At 61.6% G+C, this 20,170-nt stretch carries 15 protein-coding genes and 3 pseudogenes; 6 read left to right on the forward strand and 12 right to left on the reverse strand.

Annotated elements, in window-relative coordinates; translation table 11 throughout:
• The first annotated feature begins 20 nt into the window (after positions 1-20).
• The 3 genes and pseudogenes from NL528_RS11365 (at position 21) to NL528_RS11375 (ending at position 5,069) form a co-directional block, all read left to right on the forward strand.
• Positions 21-1,239: pseudogene (locus tag NL528_RS11365) on the forward strand (efflux RND transporter periplasmic adaptor subunit).
• Complete coding sequence (locus NL528_RS11370; protein ID WP_309182761.1) at positions 1,236-4,409, forward strand: multidrug efflux RND transporter permease subunit; 3,174 nt, start codon at positions 1,236-1,238, stop codon at positions 4,407-4,409. Before NL528_RS11365 ends, NL528_RS11370 begins: the two are co-directional and overlap by 4 nt.
• 36 nt (positions 4,410-4,445) lie before the next feature.
• Positions 4,446-5,069, forward strand: a complete 624-nt coding sequence (locus NL528_RS11375; RefSeq protein WP_309182762.1) for an ABC transporter substrate-binding protein — start codon at positions 4,446-4,448, stop codon at positions 5,067-5,069.
• Between the two features lie 359 nt (positions 5,070-5,428).
• Here NL528_RS11375 and NL528_RS11380 read toward each other — a convergent pair whose 3' ends face one another.
• The 6 genes and pseudogenes from NL528_RS11380 to NL528_RS11405 form a co-directional block, all read right to left on the reverse strand.
• Entirely contained in the window at positions 5,429-7,636 is a 2,208-nt protein-coding gene (locus NL528_RS11380; protein WP_309182763.1) for a xanthine dehydrogenase family protein molybdopterin-binding subunit, read from the reverse strand.
• Positions 7,637-7,640: 4 nt separating this feature from the next.
• The gene (locus tag NL528_RS11385) at positions 7,641-8,096 is read right to left on the reverse strand and encodes a 2Fe-2S iron-sulfur cluster-binding protein (protein WP_309182764.1); all 456 of its coding nucleotides are present in this window, start codon (positions 8,094-8,096) and stop codon (positions 7,641-7,643) included.
• Positions 8,097-8,187: 91 nt separating this feature from the next.
• Complete coding sequence (locus NL528_RS11390) at positions 8,188-9,105, reverse strand: NADP-dependent oxidoreductase (RefSeq protein WP_309182765.1); 918 nt, start codon at positions 9,103-9,105, stop codon at positions 8,188-8,190.
• A gap of 16 nt (positions 9,106-9,121) precedes the next feature.
• Positions 9,122-10,075, reverse strand: a complete 954-nt coding sequence (locus NL528_RS11395) for an NADP-dependent oxidoreductase (RefSeq protein WP_309184865.1) — start codon at positions 10,073-10,075, stop codon at positions 9,122-9,124.
• 489 nt (positions 10,076-10,564) lie between these two features.
• A pseudogene (locus NL528_RS11400) lies at positions 10,565-11,003 on the reverse strand (carboxymuconolactone decarboxylase family protein).
• Positions 11,004-11,038: 35 nt separating this feature from the next.
• On the reverse strand, positions 11,039-11,674 hold the full coding sequence (locus NL528_RS11405; RefSeq protein ID WP_309182766.1) for a nitroreductase family protein: 636 nt from the start codon (positions 11,672-11,674) through the stop codon (positions 11,039-11,041).
• 572 nt (positions 11,675-12,246) lie between these two features.
• On the opposite strand from NL528_RS11405, the pseudogene NL528_RS11410 reads away from it, so the two are divergent.
• A pseudogene (locus NL528_RS11410) lies at positions 12,247-13,183 on the forward strand (IS630 family transposase).
• 227 nt (positions 13,184-13,410) lie between these two features.
• Here NL528_RS11410 and NL528_RS11415 read toward each other — a convergent pair.
• The 5 genes from NL528_RS11415 to NL528_RS11435 form a co-directional block, all read right to left on the reverse strand.
• Positions 13,411-13,788, reverse strand: a complete 378-nt coding sequence (locus NL528_RS11415; RefSeq protein ID WP_309182767.1) for a cytochrome c family protein — start codon at positions 13,786-13,788, stop codon at positions 13,411-13,413.
• A gap of 319 nt (positions 13,789-14,107) precedes the next feature.
• Positions 14,108-14,626: a hypothetical protein gene (locus NL528_RS11420; RefSeq protein WP_309182768.1), complete on the reverse strand. Its 519-nt coding sequence runs from the start codon at positions 14,624-14,626 to the stop codon at positions 14,108-14,110.
• Positions 14,627-14,812: 186 nt separating this feature from the next.
• On the reverse strand, positions 14,813-15,067 hold the full coding sequence (locus NL528_RS11425; RefSeq protein WP_309182769.1) for a DUF2171 domain-containing protein: 255 nt from the start codon (positions 15,065-15,067) through the stop codon (positions 14,813-14,815).
• Positions 15,068-15,154: 87 nt separating this feature from the next.
• Entirely contained in the window at positions 15,155-15,667 is a 513-nt protein-coding gene (gene msrA, locus NL528_RS11430; protein ID WP_309182770.1) for a peptide-methionine (S)-S-oxide reductase MsrA, read from the reverse strand.
• A 53-nt stretch (positions 15,668-15,720) separates the two neighbouring features.
• Positions 15,721-16,020 carry a DUF3551 domain-containing protein gene (locus NL528_RS11435; RefSeq protein ID WP_309182771.1) on the reverse strand — a complete coding sequence of 100 codons (300 nt, stop codon included), beginning with the start codon at positions 16,018-16,020 and terminating at the stop codon, positions 15,721-15,723.
• Positions 16,021-16,873: 853 nt separating this feature from the next.
• On the opposite strand from NL528_RS11435, the gene NL528_RS11440 reads away from it, so the two are divergent.
• Complete coding sequence (locus NL528_RS11440) at positions 16,874-17,560, forward strand: redoxin domain-containing protein (protein WP_309182772.1); 687 nt, start codon at positions 16,874-16,876, stop codon at positions 17,558-17,560.
• A 103-nt stretch (positions 17,561-17,663) separates the two neighbouring features.
• Here NL528_RS11440 and NL528_RS11445 read toward each other — a convergent pair whose 3' ends face one another.
• A complete protein-coding gene (locus NL528_RS11445) occupies positions 17,664-18,698 on the reverse strand; it encodes a LysR family transcriptional regulator (protein WP_309182773.1) in 1,035 nt (344 codons plus the stop codon).
• Between the two features lie 480 nt (positions 18,699-19,178).
• Here NL528_RS11445 and NL528_RS11450 point away from each other — a divergent pair, with 480 nt between their 5' ends.
• Positions 19,179-20,123: a helix-turn-helix domain-containing protein gene (locus NL528_RS11450; protein ID WP_309182774.1), complete on the forward strand. Its 945-nt coding sequence runs from the start codon at positions 19,179-19,181 to the stop codon at positions 20,121-20,123.
• Positions 20,124-20,170 lie beyond the last annotated feature (47 nt).

Here is a 20,170-nt window from a genome sequence, read left to right on the forward strand (position 1 = left end):
AGGTCCTCGAGGAGACGGAAGTGAGTGCGACTGAGAGAACGGAGAATCCGGCTCCGGAGACCCGGCGCGATCACGGTTCGTTTCGTCGCCTTCCACGATACGGCGGCGCACCGATCGGTATGTTGTTCGCGCTGGCGCTCGCTGGCTGCAACGAGAAGGCGCAATCGCAGGCGAGCGCGCCGCCGCCGGTGACGGTGGCGCAACCGGTTAAACGGACAGTCACCGACTGGGACGAGTTCACCGGCCGCTTCGAGGCGATCGAGGAGGTCCAGGTCCGCGCTCGCGTCGGCGGCTTCGTCAACAGCGTCGAGTTCAAGGACGGCGACATGGTGCACACCGGCGACCTGCTCTACATCATCGATCCGCGGCCGTTCGAAGCCGTCGCCAAGCAGGCCGACGGCCAGCTTGCTGATGCGCGCGCCAAGGCCGAGCTTGCCAAGCGCGACCTCGACCGCGGCCTGAACCTGGTCCAGACCAGCGCTGTCTCCGAACAGGTCGTCGACCAGCGCCGCCAGGCCTTGCAGGCGGCGCACGCCGCCGAGACCGTAGCCGAAGGTGCGCTCAAGGCGGCGCAGCTCAACATCGAGTTCACCCATGTACTGGCGCCGATCGCCGGCCGCGCCAGTCGCCACCTCGTCAGCATCGGTAATCTCGTGCAGGGCAGCGAGGGCGGCGCGACCTTGCTCACCTCGATCGTCTCGCTCGATCCGATCTACGTCTACTTCGACGTCGACGAGGCGACCTACCTGAAGAACAACCGGCTCTGGTTCGAGGGCAAGCGGCCGAGTTCGCGCGACACCCCGAACCCGGTGCAGGTGAAGCTGACCGGCGAAACCAAGCCGTCGCACGACGGCAAGATGGATTTCATCGATAACCGGCTCGACGTCTCGACCGGGACGTTGCGCAGCCGCGCCGTGATTCCGAACAAGGATCTCTCGATCCTGCCGGGGCAGTTCGGACGCGTGCGGCTGATCGGCAGCGCGCCCTATGAGGCCCTGTTGTTGCCGGATACGGCGATTGCCACCGAATCAGTCGCGCAAGATCGTGTTCGTGGTCAAGGCCGATAACACGGTCGAAGCGAAGCCTGTGGTGCTGGGGCCGCTCGATGAAGGCCTGCGCGTGATCCGCGATGGCCTGAAGGCGGACGATAAAGTGATTGTCGACGGCCTGCAGCGCGCCCGCGTCGGGGCCAAGGTGAATCCGCGTCCCGCTCCAGCCCCGGCCGGTGCCAAGCCATGAATCTCGGCAGGCTCTCCATCAACCAGCCCATCCTCGCGATGGTGCTGTCGATCGTGCTGCTGATCGTCGGCGCGCTCGCCTACACCACGCTGCCGGTCTCCGAATATCCGCAAGTGGTGCCGCCGACCGTCGTCATCACCACGCAATATCCGGGCGCGTCGGCGCAAATCGTTTCCGACACCGTCGCCGCTCCGATCGAGCAACAGATCAACGGCGTCGAGGACATGCTGTATCTCTACAGCCAGGCGACCTCGAACGGGCAATTGACGATCACCGTCACCTTCAAGCTCGGCACCGATCTCGACAAGGCCCAGGTGCTGGTGCAGAACCGCGTCGCAATCGCGCAGCCGCAACTGCCGGACGAGGTGCAGCGCAACGGCGTCGTCACGCGCAAGAACAGTCCTGACATCCTGATGGTCGTGTTCATGCTGTCGCCCGACGACAGCTTCGACCAGCTCTATATCTCGAACTACGCGCTGCTGCAGGTCCGTGACCAGTTACTGCGGCTCGACGGCGTCGGCGATATCCAGATCTTCGGTGCCCGCGACTATTCGATGAGGCTGTGGCTCGATCCCGACCGCATAGCCAATCTCGGCCTGACCTCGGCCGAGGTGACGGCCGCGATCCGCTCGCAGAACCTGCAGATCACCGGCGGGCAGATCGCGGAGCCGCCGATCGCGGACCGCGCCTTCCAGCCCAATCTGGTGTTTACCGGCCGCCTGAAGGATCCAAAGCAATTCGAGGACATCGTGGTGAAGGCCGGCTCCGACGGCCGCACGGTGCGCCTGCGCGACGTCGCCCGCGTCGAACTCGGCGCGCTGTCCTACTCGACCAACAGCTTTCTGCTGCGAAAGTCGGCGGTCGGCATGTTGGTGACACAGCGGCCCGGATCGAACGCGCTGGCCACCGCCAAGAACATCTCCGATACGATGACCACGCTCAAGGCGAGCTTCCCCAAAGGGCTCGACTACAATATCGGCTACAACCCGACCGAGTTCATCGCGCAATCCGTCCATGAGCTGATCAAGACCATCTACGAAGCCATGGCGCTCGTCGTCATTGTGGTGCTGGTGTTCCTGCAGGGCTGGCGGCCCGCGATCATCCCGATCGTCGCTATCCCGGTGTCGCTGGTCGGCACCTTCGCTGTGATGGCGGCGCTCGGCTTCTCGATCAACAATCTGACGCTGTTCGGCCTTGTGCTGGCAGTCGGCATCGTGGTCGATGACGCCATCGTGGTGGTGGAAAACGTCGAGCGGCATCTCGAGCATGGCATGAGCCGGCGCGATGCCGCGCTCAAGACCATGGAGGAGGTCGGCGGGGCGCTGGTCTCAATCGCGCTGGTGCTGTGCGCGGTGTTCGTGCCGACCGCGTTCCTTGGCGGGATCTCCGGGCAGTTCTTCCAGCAATTCGCCGTCACCATCGCGGTGGCGACCGCGATCTCCTGCTTCTGCTCGCTGACGCTGTCACCGGCGCTGGCCTCGCTGATCCTGGTTCCACACGAGGACAAGCGGCCGCCGGCACGCTGGAACATCATCGCCCGCGGCTGGGAAAGTTTCACCGGCCTCTTCAACCGCGTCTTCGACCGCCTCTCGCACGGCTATGCGCGCGTGGCCGGCTTCGTGATCCGGCATAAGGCTGTGATGCTCGTGATCTATGTCGCACTGATCGGCAGCGCCGGCTGGCTGCTCGCGACAACGTCGCAGGGCTTCATTCCGGCGCAGGATCGCGGCTACGTCATCATCTCGGCGCAATTGCCGGGCGCGGCGTCGCTGGCGCGCACCACCGAAGTGGTACGCGAGATCGAGCGGATTGCGCTGGATACGCCGGGTATCGTTCGCGTCGCGGTCTTTGCCGGCTTCTCGGGCGCGACGCGCACGCAGGCCGGCAACGCCGCGGCGCTGTTCCCGGTGTTCGAGGAGCCGGAAGTGCGCCTCAAGAAGGGGCTGACCGCGACCGTCATCACCAACAATCTGCGCCAGCGGCTGCTGAGCATCCAGGGTGCCTTCATCATCGTGATTCCGCCGCCTGCGGTGCCCGGCATCGGCACCGGAGGCGGCTTCACCATCCGCATCCAGGACCGTCAGGGTCGCGGTCCTGAGTTGTTGGCGGCCGCAACCGACGAATTGGTCGCCGCCGCGCGCAAGTCGCCGAACCTCACCTCGGTGTTCTCGCCCTTCACCGCGAATACGCCGCAACTGTTCGTCGACATCGATCGGGTCAAGGCACAGAAGCTCGGCGTTCCCATCGCCAGCATCAACGATACGATTCAGACCTATTTCGGTTCGACTTACGTCAACGACTTCAACCTGTTCGGTCGTACCTATCACGTCACCGCGCAAGCCGATCTGCCGTTCAGGAAAGAGACCTCCGACCTCGCGCGGCTGCGCACGCGCAATGCGGCGGGTGACATGGTCATGCTCGGCAGCGTGGTCGATTTCCGCGACATCTCCGGACCCGACCGCGTCGCGCGCTACAATCTCTACGCGGCATCCGAACTGCAGGGCGAGCCGACGCCCGGCACGAGCTCGACGACCGCCCTCAACACCATCAAGCAGCTCGCCGATCAAACGCTGCCGAGCGGTTTCTCGTTCGAATGGACCGACCTGTCCTACCAGCAGGTCACCGGCGGCAACCAGGGTCTCTATGTGTTCCCGATCTGCGTGCTGTTCGTGTTCCTGGTGCTGGCGGCGCAATATGGCAGCTGGAGCCTGCCGTTCGCCGTTCTCCTGATCGTGCCGATGTGCCTGCTCGCTGCGACCATCGGCGTGCGCATCATGGGGCAGGACGTCAATATCCTGACGCAAATCGGTTTCGTGGTGCTGGTCGGGCTTGCGGCGAAGAACGCGATCCTGATCGTCGAGTTCGCGCGCGACATCGAGCTCGAGGGCAAGCCACGGCTGGAAGCCGTGATCGAGGCCTGCCGTCTCCGTCTGCGGCCGATTTTGATGACGTCGTTCGCCTTCATCCTCGGCGTGCTGCCGCTCGTGGTGTCGACCGGCTCGGGCTCGGAGATGCGCCAGGCGGTCGGCGTTGCCGTGTTCTTCGGCATGCTGGGCGTCACGCTGTTCGGCCTGATCTTCACTCCGATCTTCTACATGGTGGTGCGCAACCTCGCGGAAGGCAAGAACGAGGGCAAGCCGAGCCAGACGACGGCGGCCGCGGCAGGGTGAGTGCGGTGACGCCCATGCGCGACGGCGTGCAGCCTGTTGCTGGCCGCGCCGGCATCGGCACAGGGCGTGAAGATCGGCGTGCTGACGATCAGTCCGGTGTCTATGCGGACTATGGCGGCAAATATTCGGTCTGCCGCGAAGATGGCGATCGAAGATTTTGGCGGCGAGGTGCTCGGCCAGAAAGTCGAGTTGGTCACCGCCGACCACCGGAACAAGCCGGATCTCGCGCTGCTGGTACGAGGGCGTCGACATCGTCACCGAGCTCACGACCTCGTCGGTGGGGCTCGCGGCGCAGGAGCTTTCCAAGGAAAAGAAGAAATCGACTTCGTGGTGGGAGCGGCGACCTCGGCCATCACCGGCACCGCCTGCTCGCCCTATGGCTTCCATTGGGCTTTCGACACCCACGTGCTTGCGGTCGGTACCGGCGTGCTGGTGAAGACGGGCGGTGACATCTGGTTTTTCCTCACCGCCGACTATGCTTTCGGCTACGCGCTGTACCAGCGAGATCGTCACCCATGCCGGCGGCAAGGTGGTCGGCTCGGTTCGCGTGCGGCTGAACTCGTCGGACTCTCCTCCTTCCTGCTGCAGGCAGAGCTCGAAGGCGAAAATCGTCGGCCTCGCCAATGCCGGCCAAATGGACCTTCGGGTTTGTGGGCGTAATATGCCCGGGAAGAAAGCCAACCTCCCAGAATATGAGATAAGCAGACGTGCATTTATCGTCTCCGATGTGAGTGCAGACAACTCGGCAAATTGCTGCGGCGTCATGCCATCGACAACGCAAGCCACGAACACGGTGCGCAGCTCATCGGGCAACTCATCTATCGACCGTTCCAGGATGTCTCGGATCGCACCGTCGGCCATCGAGCACTCCCGGAGCAACTCCTTGCTACAATCCTCGCAGCGCCGTACTATCTGAGGCCATTCCCTCGGGTGGTGCATCTCGCGGGATCGTCCCATTAGGGCCAGTCGGCTCCGTCATCCCGTGCGCGCTGCGACGCGCACGGGATGACGGGCAAGGACTATGACGACGACTTCAGCGAATCCCTATCGATCGGCAGGCAGCGAAGGCGCTTGCCGGTGGCGGCGAAGATCGCGTTGGTCACTGCAGCACCGACAATGGATGTCGGAGCTTCACCAATGCCACCTGGAGCTTCTGCGTTCTTAATCAAGTGCATCTCCACCACCGGCACCTCGTCGATACGCATCGGCAGATAGCTGTCGAAATTGCTCTGCTCAACCCGTCCATCCTTGAAGGTGATCGAGTCAAGAAGCGCGGCGGTCAGCCCGAAAAGCGTTCCACCCTGAACCTGCGCTTCGACCGTATCGGGATTGACGTACATACCGCAATCAACCGCACAGACGATCCGCTTGACTTTGACAGAGCCATCGGCTGCCACTTCGACCTCGGCGACCTGCGACATGTAGCTTCCGAATGCGAATTGTACCGAAATCCCGCGGCCATGCCGTGCGGGAAGTGGTAATTCCCACCCTGCTTTTTCCGCGGCAAGGGACAGAACAGCAAGCGCTCGTGGATTGTGACCAAGCAATCCCTTGCGATAAGCGACAGGATCCTGCTTCGCGGCATGCGCGAGCTCATCCATGAAGCTTTCGACCACAAAAACATTGTGAGTCGGTCCGACGCCGCGCCAGAAAGCCGTCCGGACACCAGGGGGCTCGACCCGAACATAGTCGACGTGGATATTGGGCAGCGCATAGGGCGGCTCGGCCGCCGCTTCTACGGCATCGAGGTCTAATCCGTCCCTGAACAAAAAGGGAATATAGCGAGCGGCGATTGAGGAGCCGGCGATCCGATGCATCCAAGCAACCGGCTTGCCGGCCGCATCAAGTCCGGCCGACGGCCGATCGAGATAGTACGGCCGATACATATCGTGCTGGATGTCTTCCTCGCGGCTCCAGATCACCTTCACCGGGCCATCGACGTGCTTGGCGATCTTGACGGCCAGCACCGTCCCATCGGCCTCCAGCCTTCGGCCGAAGCCACCACCAATCAGATGATTGTGAATTTTTATCGCTGCCTTTGGCAGGCCGGTGAGTTCGGCCACCAGAGACTGCGTGAGCGCCATCGCCTGCGTCCCGACCCAAATGTCGCAACGATCCTTCTGAAGATGAACAGTACAGTTCATCGGCTCCATCGCCGCATGGGCCAGGAAAGGCACCTGATAGACGGCTTCGAGCCGGTGCACCGCTTGAGCAAGAGCCTTCCCTGCATCGCCATCGTTACGGGCAACCGCGCCCGGCTTTTTGGATTCTTCCTCCAATTGCTTGACGATATCGGCGTTGCTAACCTTGCCATTCGGGCCGTCGTCCCACGTGATGGCGGCAGCCTCGAGCCCCTTCTTCGCCGCACCCATGTGATCCGCCACGACGGCAACAGCTTCATCGATATTGACCACCTGCCGGACGCCCTTCACTGCCAGCGCGGCCTTCTCGTCCACCGTTTTCACCTTGCCACCGAGCACAGGCGAAATAGCAACCGCCGCAACCTTCATACCCGGCAATCGTGCGTCGATGCCGTAGAGTGCGCGCCCATCGACCTTTATCGATGAATCCACGCGCTTGGCACGCGTACCGATCAGGGTGAAATCCTTCGGGTCCTTCAATGTAACACTTGCCGCGGGCGGCACGGGCAATTTCGCGGCAGCCTTCGCAAGTTCGCCGTAACTCAGATGCCTCGAGCCGGACGCATTGAAAACGACGCCGTTCTTGGCATGGCAAGTCGTTGGATCGACATTCCACCGCTTGGCAGCAGCTGCAATCAGCAGATTGCGACCCACCGCGCCTGCCTGACGCAGCGGCGTCCAGAAGGCACGTACAGAGGAGGAAGCACCTGTAGTTTGAATGTGCAGGAACGAGTTGGCGTAAAGCGCATCATTTGCCGGCGCATGCTGAACCTGAATCTGGTCAAGCCCCACTTCCAGTTCTTCGGCCAGAAGCATCGAGAGCGCAGTGTAAACCCCCTGACCCATCTCGGCCATCGGCATGACCAGGGTCACGGTGCCGGTTGGATTGATCCGTATAAATCCGTTCGGCGCGAAGGTGCCCGTGACCTCGTTTTGGACCACCCACGAAGCAGGCGCCGCGAAGACGGACTCCGTGCTTGCACCGGTCAGCGCAAAACCAAGCAGCAAACCTGTGCCTTGAAGAATGGCGCGCCTCGACACCGCTGTTTCGTCGGCAATCTGCTGTCTCAGGATAGGCCCATCCATGATCTCAAACTCCCGCAGCGTGCTTGATCGCAGCGCGGATGCGCTGATAGGTGCCGCATCGGCAGACATTGCCCGACATGGCGGCGTCGATGTCGTGATCCGTCGGCTTCGGCGTGTCCTTCAGCAGCGCCGCTGCAGACATGATCTGGCCGGACTGGCAGTAGCCGCACTGCACAACCTCCAGCTCCAGCCACGCCTTCTGCAAGGCCGCGCCCTGCGGCGTCTGGCCGATCGCCTCGATCGTGGTGATCGCGCTGCCGCCGACGTTGTCGACCGACGTCTGGCAGGAGCGGACCGCCTGGCCGTCGAGATGCACGGTGCAGGCGCCGCACAGCGCCTGGCCGCAGCCGAATTTGGTCCCGGTCATGCCGAGCACATCGCGAAGCACCCACAAAAGCGGGGTGTCGCCGTCGACATCGACCTCATGAGGTGTGCCGTTGATCTTTAACGTGAAAGCCATGCATGCCTCTCGGTAGCTGGGGCTGATAGGACGCAGCCAGCCGACCTGGACTGCAATCGTCCGGCTGCACGGATCAATGGGCGCGTGTCGCTCACGGACGTACGCGGATGACCGTCTTCCCCGCGCGTCGCTCGGTCGCGTTGAAGGTGGCGACGGCATCGTCGAGGGCCGAGACGTTGCCGATGTTCGTCCGCAGTCGTCCGTCCCGCACCCGCTGGACGATCTCACCCAGTTGGGCACGATCGGACGCGACGACGAAATCGACCGCCAAGCCGTCGGCGGGCCGCGCCTCGGCCGGTCCGACGATGGTCACCAGCGTTCCTCCGGCTCGAATCAGACCTGCGGACCGCTTCTGGATGTCGCCGCCGATGACATCAAACACCAGATCGACTCCGCCGATGTCTTCCAGGGCGTCGTTCTCAAGGTCGACGAACTCCTTCGCGCCGAAGTCGAGCGCCTTCTGGCGGTCGGCGGCGCGTCCGGTGCCGATGACATAGGCGCCGGCCTCTCGTGCGAGTTGCGTCACCATCGAACCGACTGCGCCGGCCGCGCCGTGCGCGAGGACGCTTTGCCCCGCCTGAACGCGGCCGTGCTGAAACAGTCCCTGCCACGCGGTCAGGCCCGAGATTGGCAGGCTCGCGCCCACCGTGAAGTCGACGTCGCCCGGCAGTGGCGCGAGGTTGCGGGCCTCCATGGCTACATACTCCGCCAGAGTGCCGTCGCGATACCAGTCCGCGAGGCCGAACACCCGCTGTCCCACCGACAGACCCGTCGTGCCATATCCGAGGGCGATGACCACTCCGGCCAGCTCGTGCCCGGGGATCGACGGTGTTCGGTCACGGTCGATGCGATCGGTCCAGGTCGAGGGCCACGCCAGCTCAGTCGGGACGATTCCCGATGAATGAACCTGAACGACGACGTCGTTTATCGCTGCCTGCGGCTCGGGCCGCTCCACCAGCTTCATCCCGACCGTTCCCGCAGCCTGGTCCGTCACAACGATTGCTTTCATGGGAGTTGTCTCCTGGTTATTTGTCTTCATGTTGCATCGATGGGCGCGTGTCGCATGGACGAACGCGGATGATCGTCTTCCCCTTGCGTCGCTCGGTCCGGTTGAAGGCGGCGACGGCCTCGTCGAGGGCCGAAACGTTGCCGATGTTCGTCCGCAGTCGTCCGTCCCGCACCCGCTGGACGATCTCACTCAGTTGGGCACGATCGGACTCGACGACGAAATCGACCGCCAAGCCGTTGGCGGGCCGTGCCTCGGCCGGGCCGGCGATGGTCACCAGCGTTCCTCCGGCTCGAATCAGGGCTGCGGACCGCTTCCCGATGTCGCCGCCGAAGACATCGAAAACCAGATCGACTGTGCCGACGTCTTTCAGGGCGTCGTTCTCGAGGTCAACGAACTCTTGCGCGCCGAAGTCGAGCGCCGCCTGACGGTCGGCGGCGCGTCCGGTGCCGATGACGTAGGCGCGGGCCTCACGTGCGAGCTGGGTTACCATCGAACCGACTGCGCCGGCCGCGCCGTGCGCGAGTACACTCTGCCCGGCCCGGAGACGGCCGTGTTCGAACAGTCCCTGCCAAGCGGTCAGGCCTGGCATCGGCAGGCTCGCGCCGACCGTGAAGTCGACGTCGCCAGGCAGCGGCGCGAGGTTGCGCGCCTCGACTGCTACATACTCGGCCAGGGTGCCGTCACGAGTCCAGTCCGTGAGGCCGAACACACGCTGTCCGACCGACAGCCCCGTCGTGCCATAGCCGAGCGAGGTGACGACTCCGGCCAGTTCGTGCCCAGGGATCGACGGTGTTCGGTCACGATCGAGGCGATCGGTCCAGGTCGGGGGCCACGTCAGCTCATCCCAGGTGAATCCCGACGCATGAACCTGAACGACGACGTCGTTTATCGCTGCCTTCGGCTCGGGCCGCTCCGCCAGCTTCATCCCGGCCGTTCCCGCAGCCTGGTCCGTTACCACGATCGCCTTCATCATCATCATCATCATCAACCTCCCGACGAATGGGATGCCGTCATTTTGAGAATTCCTTTGCAGATGAGCGAAAATAGAGCAGCGAAAATCGATGGTCCAATGACCTTCGGCTATGGAATCGATGCCATCTACTCGGCGTGCAAAAATCAACGGTGCGGAACAAACTTCTGCTTCGCCAAAGGGCCGGCCGTCATAATGATGATCGACCGCTCGTCACCCTTGGTTTGAAAAAATCTCGACGGAGAGAGACTCTCTTTGATTTCGCCATTCGATCCTCCGGAGCTGTATATGGTTTTGCATGCTCGGCCGCCGAGATAATCGTGGAATCCTGATGTGGTGCTAAAATTATCCTAGCCTTGTCGGTACATACGAAAAGCCCAGACGCGTTCCCGAGAATCTTTCCTGGGTGCATCTGGGCTTTGGCGTTACGCTCGCATCACGCGACGCCTCCAGGTACCCTCGGAGAAGGTCGATGCGACCGGATAGAGCTCAGATCGAGCCAGCTCGCGTAACGATGGGAAAGTCCTTCTCGGGACCGAACACGTTGTTTGCCGCGGGTCTCGATGACTTTGCGCGCAAACTGGACGGCGGCGTCCCGCTTCGGGTCGCTGGCATGGCCCTTCCGAGCGAGAATGATTTCATCGGCCGGCAGCTTTGCCATATGTTCGGCCGTAAAGCTGTGAACCGTCAGGCAATAGTTGCAGCCATTCACTTCGGAGACAGCGAGGCCGATGCTGTCACGCGTCTTCACGTCGAGCGCCTTGCTCAAGGACCCGAGCAGGGCGGCCCACGCGTTGAACGCGATCGGGCTCTGCGCGAAGGTCGCCATCATATTTGGGGTGAACCCGATGTTCTTGGTGATCGCATCGAGAGCCGGTTTGCAATCGGCGGGCACTTGTTCCGGCTTTAGAGCTGCACTTCTTGGCATCGTAGTCTTCCGTAAGTTGCGGGCTTTACCAATACTCATACGAGATCCAGCACATCGGCGACCGGACGGCGCGGCTTCTGCGCCCAGTTTCCCGGACGCTCCGGCCCCACGGACAACAGCATGACCGGCACTTCGTCCTCGGCCAGTCCGAACTCGCGGTGCACCGCTTCGGCGTCGAAACCGATCATCGGCGTCGAACCCAGGCCCAGCGAGCGGGCCGCATAGATCATCGCCGCCGCGCCGAACGTGCCGGTGCGTATTGCTTCGTCGCGCTGGCGCTGCGGGTACTCCATGTACAGATCGCGTGCGGGGATTTCCCATTCCGGCACCATATTTTCCGGCATGATGCCCGCTTCCACCAGCGGTGCCAGACGCTCTGGTACTACGCTGGAATCGGCCAACCGGCCGCAGACGATGAAGGTAACGGCTGCTTCGGTGATCGCGGGCTGATCCCAAGCGATCGGACGCAACCGAGCCTTGGCTTCAGGCGTGCGTACGGCGATGAAGCGCCAGTTCTGCAAGTGGAAGGACGTCGGCGCGGTGGTCCCGATTCGCACCAACTCGCGGATTTGGTCGTCGCTCAAGGTGGCGGCAGGGTCGTAGTACTTGGTGGAGCTGCGGCTCAGGATGCATTCGATGACGGCGTTGACCATGGTTATTCCGTCGGTCATGGTGATTCCTATGGGTGAAGGGGTAGGTTGAGGTACAAGATTGCTTTCGCTCTCTTTGCGGAAAATGCTGCGGCGATGAGGCCCGTTCGACATCGAATGCCAGGGGCCATGGATGGTTTTGCGAAAGCGAAGGCAGAACAGTGTGACCTCGCTTCCAGAAGCTGCTCGGTGTAGGGCGGCGGCAGCAGCGTCCACCACGTTCGCGGTCGGACCGGCCGGAGCCGCTTCGCTCATCTACGCGAGCGCCGTCACGGTGGCCGCGACCAGCAAGACCGCAACGGCTGGGCCAATAGTCTTCGGTGATTTCATGGCGGTCTCCTTTGTTGCCCGCGCGCGGCACGGTGGCTTGGCGCAATGGCTTCATTCGATATCGAGGCGGCCGCGAGTTCGGCCGACCCAGTGGGCCTCAGGATCGGACGCAGCCGGCGAAATTGGAAATTCTGTTTGGACATGCATTCGATAAGTGCGGGGCATCGTTGCCTAGAGCGGTATGAGGTTAGGTTGATTCGATTTGGGATTCCCAAATCAGGGCGGCTCTGATTCGACATGCTGGCTGGAGGAGGTCAGCATGGATGGGCAAACCGTATTCGATGGATCTTCGTGAGCGGGTCGTTGCGGCGGTCGATGCGGGTGGTTTGTCCTGCCACCGGGCGGCGGCGCAATTTGGGGTGGGCGTCAACACGGCCATTCTCTGGGTTCGGCGCTTCCGAGAGACCGGCAGCGTTGCGCCGGGCCAGATGGGTGGGCACAAGCCGAAGAAGATTTCGGGGAAGCACCGTGATTGGTTGCTGGAGCGCACCAGGGTAAGGGACTTCACCCTGCGCGGGCTTGTCGCCGAACTCGCCGAGCGCGGGCTGAAGGTAGACTATCGGTCAGTTTGGGAGTTCGTCCACGCCGAGAATCTGAGCTTCAAAAAAAGCGTCGTCGCCAGCGAACGCGACCGTCCTGACGTCGCCCGCCGGCGCGCGCAATGGCAGAAGTATCAGGGCCAGATCGATCCTGAGCGCCTGGTCTTCATCGACGAGACCTGGACCAAGACCAACATGGCCACCTTGGGCGCCGTGCGGCACCAGGCTCACAACCAAAGTCCCGCACGGCCACTGGAAGACCACAACCTTCCTGGCCGCATTGCGCTACGATCGGATCGAGGCACCATGGGTTCTCGATGGCCCGATCGACGGTGAGAGCTTCGCAATTTACGTCGACAAGGTTCTGCTCCCGACCCTGCAGCTCGGTGACATCGTCATCATGGACAATCTCGGCAGTCACAAAAGTAAAGCCGTGCGAGCGCTCATCCGCTCACGGGGCGCCAAGCTGTTCTTTCTGCCGAAATATTCGCCCGACCTGAACCCTATCGAGCAGGTCTTCGCCAAGCTCAAGCATCTGCTGCGCAAAGCCGCTGCACGAACCGTCGAGGCCGTCTGGGACGCAATCGGTCAGTTGCTTCCAGCCTTCATACCAAAGGAATGCGCCAATTACTTCGAAAACGCGGGTTATGCCTCAACCTAAATTCATCCCGCTCTAATAGCGCTGCGCGCGTGCGCCCCGTCGGTTTAGGTAGGGAAGCGCACCGCGTAACCGCCGCTGCTCTCGAAGCGCACAGGCAACACGCTCGTAACGCATGGCGGTGAGGATTTCAGACAGAGAATCACGCAATTTGGACGCCCGCACACATTGGTCGGCTGTATCGATGTCTAGCGTGCGAATGGATGGCCTCTTGCTGACGCCTCGCTCCGTTACTTCAACGTAGCAAGATAGGCAACGAGGTCCGTCCGGTCCGTCGGGTTCTTCAGCCCTGCGCAGGGCATCCCGTTTCCGGGAACCACCTGCTGTGGCGATTCCAGATACGCATCGAGCATCTTCGTATCCCAGACAATGTCGGACTTCTTCATCGCGTTACTATAGCTGAAGCCGGGAACGGTACCCGCCTTCCTGCCGATGATTTCCCCCAGGCCCGGCCCGACGCGATTGGCATGATCCGTCGCATGGCATGTTGCGCAAGCTTTGAAAATGGTTTTTCCGTGCTCGGCGTCCTGTGCGTAGCCGCGATTCGCGCTTGCTACCGCAACTACGAGCACCGCGATAAACGCGCCGATCTTTCCGGCACCTTTCATTGGGAGCGTCCTTTTTTTATTGGGATCAGAGGTGGCGCGGCCGCGCAACGTAATCGTTAAGGTCGTCGCCGAGTCGAAGCGCGAGTGCCCCTAGCGGGCCTGTCGGGTTGTAGCCCGCATTGAAGGGATAGACGGATGCACCGACGACAAGGTATTGCCGAAGATTTCGCTGAGGAGATAGGTCTGTCGTATGGCCAGTACGTCAATCATCGAGTGTCCAAAAGTGTAACGGAACAATACGAAGATTTGCTCGCCAGTGAACCCGACGTCTTTCCGCAATGCGTAGACCTTATTGCACGTTTCTCAACCTCGTGGAGCATCACAGTAAAGAGTCGACGGTCCATCGATTTGAGCCGGCGAGACCCAGAAATAGGGCGCAGCACATCGCAGCGAATACGGAGTAGTCGAATGGCGACTTGATCCCAAACGAGATCGCCATGGCTGAACCGAATAGGAAGAGCAGGCCCGCGCTGCCGAAAGCGGCCCACCGCAGCGCGAGTCCGAGTACCAGCGTAACGCCAAATAGGAACTCAAGCACCGTCGCGGCCGTGCCGAGAAAGGGTATCATCCATGCTGGTGCGAACGCATTTACCTTGGCCGCGTAGCCCAAAAATCGCTCGAATGTTCCCCAGGAAACTCCGCGCTCGCCTGGATTGCCGGAGAGCCCGAGCCGGTCGCTAACCGACAGCAGGAACGAGACCCCCAGTGCCGCGCGGCTTCCCAGCGAAAGAAGATCGAGGGCAAGAGAAGCTCGTTGCTCCGCGGATCGCAGCTTGAGGATGGGTTGGCCACGCGAAGTGCGCAGGACGCCGCGAAGTGTTTCGGTTGTTGCCATCATGGCGCAATCCTACGGGTGGGTTGGGGGCAGGAACCTTGGGAGCGAGACGGCGACAGCCAGGCCGACGGTCCTCGATAATTTCATGGGGGTCTCCTTTGCTCGCGCGGCACAGCGCAACGGCTTCAATCCCTGTCGAGGCGGCCTTCTATGCCTTGCGCGTGGTCAGGGTCATCGGGCTTTCCTTCGTCAGACGGGCTTTCCCGACGGCTCTTCCTCGAACGTCACGGCCACCGCCGCGTTTGCGGAGAGGCGAACCCTCTGCCCCTCGACGTCGGCGACCAGCCCGAGGTCGATGAAATGCGTGTGGCCCTTGTGCTGGCCCTCGCCGCTGTCGCGCTTCGCGAGCCTGATGCGCCCGTTGGCGACACCGTCGACGGTGCCGACGTGGACGCCGTCCGCGGCAATCACTTCCATGTTCTGAGTGATCTTATCCGTGGTCATTTGGTCTCTCCTTTGGTTTCACCGATTGCGCTGATGCACACGCCGTGAGGCTGCACCCGCCGCAGGCCACAGACGCCGCGGCCGCCGTCAGGCGGCGTTCCTTCGCGGCAACTTCCAATGCGGGCGGACGAAGTGGCAGGTGTAGCCGTTCGGATAGCGTTCCAGGTAATCCTGGTGCTCGGGTTCCGCCTCCCAGAAATCGCCAGCGGGCGAGAGCTCGGTCACGACCTTGCCCGGCCACAGCCCTGAGGCCTCGACGTCGGCAATGGTGTCCTCGGCGGCGCGGCGTTGTTCCTCGCTCGTGTAGAAAATCGCCGATCTGTAGCTTGTGCCCCAGTCATTTCCCTGCTGGTTGGGCGTCGTCGGGTCGTGGATCTGGAAGAAGAACTCCAGCAGGTCGCGGAAGCTCGTCTGATTCGGGTCGAACGTGATCTCGATCGCTTCTGCGTGCGTGCCGTGGTTGCTATACGTGGCGTTCTTGACGTTGCCGCCAGAGTACCCAACCCGCGTTGAAACGACACCGGACAGGCGCCGCACCAGTTGCTGCATTCCCCAGAAGCAACCCCCTGCCAGGATCGCGCGTTCTGTAATCGTTGCCATCGTCAGGCCTCCTGCTTTGAAAAGAGCTTTGAGTACTTGCCGTACCCCTCGCGCTATTTGCTTTTGCTCGAGATCTTCGCGCGATGCCCTCGCGTACTCATGTACAGGGTCTTCGGCGCGGATGCGAATGCATTGGCCGGCGGCCGGAACGGATCGCGCTGGCAATAGCCGCCGATGCCGGATTCCGTCGTATAACATTGCTCCATGGTGTCAAAACTGCATCCGAGCATGAATCCAGTGACATGACGGCGGCAATATTCGTAAGCGGATGCGGGCGTAGCGTTCGCGAAGAAAGCGAGCGCTGACAGCGCCGCAATCGAGCTGGCACTCGGAAACAGGGAACGATAAGGCATACGATACTCCTTGGCGGCGGTTTGCGGATTCACGTGACGACGTTGGTCGCTCTCAACGAGGGCACGAGTGTTACGAGCGGGTCTCGGCGAGCGCGGTAAAATCCAGCGACTTGCTCTTTGCTTGCTGACAGCAGAGTAGGCGAGGTGGGTACCCGGCCCAAATTCTTTCTAGTTATCGTTTTAATAGACGACTCTTGATAGCGAACGTAGTTTGCATCTGTCGCCTTCTTCAGTTTTTGACCGAGAAGTGTTCTTTCGTTGCCGCATACATCTCGCGGCAGGAAGGCGCGCCTGTCTCCGTTCGCGACCAGAGGTGACGCAACGCCAGAAGGCACGTGCCTGACACGCGACGTTCCCGGCTGGAACAGAGGGCGCGAACGGACAGCCGCAGACTCGGGAAAACGACTGGGTGACGTCCGCACTTACCGCATTCGAGCTCCTACGAATTCAGTCCGACTTCACGATATCGTCCTTGCTCCGACGCCTATCGTCCTCGCTCGAAGTTATTCGCAGTGAACTTCCCGATGGACTCGGTTCGGAGGATAATCATGGCGTACGGGTTCGTCCCGCTCCATGGTTGGCTTTGTCTCCTCATTGTGTCGATCGGTATGCAGGAGCGCGGGCGCGGTGACTATAAGAGACATCGGTCGCGGCCTCCTCTACGGAAGCGGCACTTAGTGCTTCGTTTGCGCCGCCGCACATCGCGATAAACGGCCGCCGGTTATTCCTACCGTTTATTCGTCAACGACTACCATTCCAAAGTTGAATTTTCGTTTTCTGGAACGCACGGTCACCATGCAAGAATCATAGGCGAACAGGTGCCGCGAGGGGCACCGTCGGGGGGAGAACCAAAATGGACGACGAAGTTTCGAAGGGGCGCCCGGTCAGTACGCCGATCGAAGCGTCCGCAGAGACCTTGAGCGCCTTTCGCACGCTGGACATCCGCACCGACCAGCTGCTTTCATCATGGCTGCGAGAGGTGGGCGTTCCTGACGGCGCCCTGAAGGCAAACGAACCTGCCCCCGATTTCCTTCTCCCCAACGCAAATGGAAAGCTCGTTTTATCTTTGGAATTGCGACAAACTGCTCCGTTGATCGTCACCTTCGTTTACGGGACTTGGTCCCCATTGTGCGCAGCTGGACTACGTGCTCTTCACGGGGCCACCCCCAGTATCCGCGCTGCCGGCGCCAGAGCAATTGCCATAACGCCCGAGACTGGAGACTTGCCACGCAATTTCAAACGCGATCACCGACTGGATCTGGAAATCCTCTCCGACCTAGATCTTGGGGTGAGCCTTTCGTTCGGCCTGGTGTGCGTGGTGCCGGCGGAGATAAAGAGCCGTCTTTTGCAGCGCGGCCTTGATCTCTCCGCTCCCCATGGCTTCTCCTTTTGGATGTTGCCAATGCCGGCCACCTATGTCCTCGACCAACGAGGGATCATCCGTCGAGCGTGTGTCGGGCCGGACTCCATCACGGGAGCGACGACCGAAACCGTGCTTGCTGCCCTGTCCGAATTGGATGGGCCCAAGCCTCGCCCTTAGAGCCTGACCGGAAATGAGACGAATAAATTCAAGAGGCTACGCGCGACGACTGCAACTGCATCATGGCCGGGCTTGTCCCGGCCATCCACGACTTCGCGTCACTTCAGCAACGAAGGTTGGATGCCCGTGACAAGCTCGGGCATGAGGAGGCGGGGCCGGGGCCCGTGATTTCGATCAAGGAGCCTGCACCTTGTGCGTCAGCCTTGCGAACATTGTCCTTGTTCGAGGCAGGGGCAGATGTGCGGCGGAGTTTGTCCAGCGCACTCGTCCAGTCGCGAACACGAGCAACCTTGATAAAGGCGTCAAGCGCCGGCGAATGCTGCCTCCCCGCTACGGCCAAAAGCTGCACCTCGCGCCGGACGGGGTCGCCCTCAATTGGAATAGCGGTGAGTGACGGTAGCCTCGGAGCGTGCTCTGGCGCCAAGATGGCCCCAAAACCGGCGGATGCCATTTGCTGAAGATGCCTTTCCTGAGCGCTCCTGTGTACAACTTTAGGACCTGGATGGTCGGCAAAACAAGCCTGCTTGAATCGGCCAGCGACGTCGCATCCGACTCTCTCGAGAAATACCGCCTCATGCAAGTCTTGGAGCGGGATAACGGTTTGCCTCGCCATCGGATGTTTCCGCGACAGGACGAGCACGTACCGCTCCTCGAACAGCGGCCAGCGGTCGATACGCTCAGGTAGCTCCACGGCGTCACCGACGAGTGCGGCATTGATCTCGCCATCCAAAAGCATCGCAACGAGCCCATTGGCATCCGCCTCGCGCAGGTCGACTCGAAGGTCGGGGATGATCCTGGCGAGCTCCAACAGCAATTCCGTGATGAGTGCGGCGGAGACTGACGGCACCAGCCCGATCTTGAGCGGGGCGATTGTCTTCTTTTGATAGCCTCGCGCCTGGAGCCGGACCGCCTCCGCGGCGGCAAGTATTTTCTCCAGCGTGGGCAAAATCATCTCGCCCAACTCGGTGAGCTGGGTGAGGTGACGTTCACGGTGAATCAACGCGCCACCGAGTTCTTGCTCCAGCTTTTGCACCGCCTTTGTCAGCGCCGGCTGCGTCACATTGCATTGCTCCGCAGCCCGCGTAAAATTGAGTGTCCTCGCCAGGGCTAAGAAATATCGCACCTGATAAAGCTGCATACTCATACTCGAAAGATTTGCCTTAGTTCGGACCGCTCCAGTTCGTTGCCGGCAGGGGCGATGGACAAGCGGTTTGTTGCGGAGCTTCCGCGGAAACGGATATTGTGCGCGGGGTCGGAATTGTCGACCCGCGTCTTGCGGAAAGTGTCCTCACCGACGCTGTTTGCTCATTTAGGATCTCCTAAGGTCTCAGTTCTGAACGGTCGGAATGAGGGCCGCAGCAAGCGCGGCACGCTCAAGCTCGTCAAAGAGACCCCAGCATCGGCCCCGGCCGCTGGTCATGGCGAGCAGATGCGCACCGTCCTAGCCAAAAAACAGTACCAAGATTTGCAGGTCTGAGTGTACCATCGAGCAATGACTGCGGTTCGCATCGACCGCGTTGTCCTGCCTAAGACTAGAACACCAGCTCAAACCGAGGGTCCGAAACACGTGTCCGATCGTCCAAATCTTGCATTGCCTCGATCCGTTCTCGATGTGCTGATGGCGACCTTGGATGTCGACGTCATTGGGCTCATCGAGTGTTTGGTGAGTCCAGGTTGGCGCCTGTCATTCGGGAGCGCGGACGCGCCGGCTATCCATTACAATCTTTCCGGAACCGGACGAATGGTCGTGGGTGGTTTCTCCGCATTTTCTCTCGTACCTCACACCCTTGTCATCACACCGGCCAAGAAGCCGTTTCACATCGAGGTCGACGACCGCACAGCGGCCAAGACAGTGAAAGTGGTCGAAGCGCAATGGGATCCGCGCGCCGGCGAGCGTGTCCAGCGATTCGTCGCCGGGGACGTCGACCCGATGGTCGTGCTGATCTGTGGGTACTTTCGCGCCACCTACGGCTCGTCGATCGACCTCTTTGCAGGCCTTTCCACGCCGATCGTTGAGCGCTTCGAACCCGGCGATGAACTGGGGTCAAAGTTGCAGGCTGCGTTGGCAGAAATCAGCGGCCGGCAGGTTGGAATGCAGGCGATGACAACCGCCATCCTGAAGCAGGTCCTCGTCACGCTCGTCCGTCGGAGTCTGAATTCGACGAGCGTTTGGCTCGAACGCTTTTCTATCCTGAGTGACCGTCAAATTGCCCTTGCGTTCGCCGATATGGTGGCGCGACCATCGGCCGATCACTCTGTCATCGCCTTGGCGCAGAAGGCTGGCTTGAGCCGATCCGCATTCATGGCGCGCTTTGTGCGCGCAATCGGATGTTCGCCAATGGTCGCGCTCCGGCAAATGCGGATGAAGCGTGCAGCCGATATGCTCGGCGCGAGGACATTTTCAGTTGAGCAGATCGCGCGGGCGGTCGGTTATAGGAGCTGCAGCAGCTTTCTCCGTGCCTTTCGCCAAGCGCATGGATACTTCCCGGCAGAATCTGAGGGTGAAGGGCGCTCCGCGCCGCCAGCTCTTCCCCGGTCCGCGCGGCGAGTCGGGCGCAGCTGAGGACGAAGTCCGGGACACGTGACATTAGTGCGCCGGTCGGTGCTCAG

Source organism: Bradyrhizobium sp. Ash2021 (assembly GCF_031202265.1).
Taxonomy (GTDB): domain Bacteria; phylum Pseudomonadota; class Alphaproteobacteria; order Rhizobiales; family Xanthobacteraceae; genus Bradyrhizobium.

Excerpts from the sequence above, each read along its gene's own strand:
- NL528_RS11370 (WP_309182761.1), top strand. The coding sequence starts at position 1,236 with ATGAATCTCGGCAGGCTCTCCATCAACCAGCCCATCCTCGCGATGGTG.
- NL528_RS11380 (WP_309182763.1), bottom strand. The coding sequence starts at position 7,636 with ATGGATGGGCCTATCCTGAGACAGCAGATTGCCGACGAAACAGCGGTG.
- NL528_RS11385 (WP_309182764.1), bottom strand. The coding sequence starts at position 8,096 with ATGGCTTTCACGTTAAAGATCAACGGCACACCTCATGAGGTCGATGTC.
- NL528_RS11390 (WP_309182765.1), bottom strand. The coding sequence starts at position 9,105 with ATGAAAGCAATCGTTGTGACGGACCAGGCTGCGGGAACGGTCGGGATG.
- NL528_RS11395 (WP_309184865.1), bottom strand. The coding sequence starts at position 10,075 with ATGAAGGCGATCGTGGTAACGGACCAGGCTGCGGGAACGGCCGGGATG.
- NL528_RS11405 (WP_309182766.1), bottom strand. The coding sequence starts at position 11,674 with ATGACCGACGGAATAACCATGGTCAACGCCGTCATCGAATGCATCCTG.
- NL528_RS11415 (WP_309182767.1), bottom strand. The coding sequence starts at position 13,788 with ATGAAAGGTGCCGGAAAGATCGGCGCGTTTATCGCGGTGCTCGTAGTT.
- NL528_RS11420 (WP_309182768.1), bottom strand. The coding sequence starts at position 14,626 with ATGATGGCAACAACCGAAACACTTCGCGGCGTCCTGCGCACTTCGCGT.
- NL528_RS11425 (WP_309182769.1), bottom strand. The coding sequence starts at position 15,067 with ATGACCACGGATAAGATCACTCAGAACATGGAAGTGATTGCCGCGGAC.
- msrA (WP_309182770.1), bottom strand. The coding sequence starts at position 15,667 with ATGGCAACGATTACAGAACGCGCGATCCTGGCAGGGGGTTGCTTCTGG.
- NL528_RS11435 (WP_309182771.1), bottom strand. The coding sequence starts at position 16,020 with ATGCCTTATCGTTCCCTGTTTCCGAGTGCCAGCTCGATTGCGGCGCTG.
- NL528_RS11440 (WP_309182772.1), top strand. The coding sequence starts at position 16,874 with ATGGACGACGAAGTTTCGAAGGGGCGCCCGGTCAGTACGCCGATCGAA.
- NL528_RS11445 (WP_309182773.1), bottom strand. The coding sequence starts at position 18,698 with ATGCAGCTTTATCAGGTGCGATATTTCTTAGCCCTGGCGAGGACACTC.
- NL528_RS11450 (WP_309182774.1), top strand. The coding sequence starts at position 19,179 with ATGGCGACCTTGGATGTCGACGTCATTGGGCTCATCGAGTGTTTGGTG.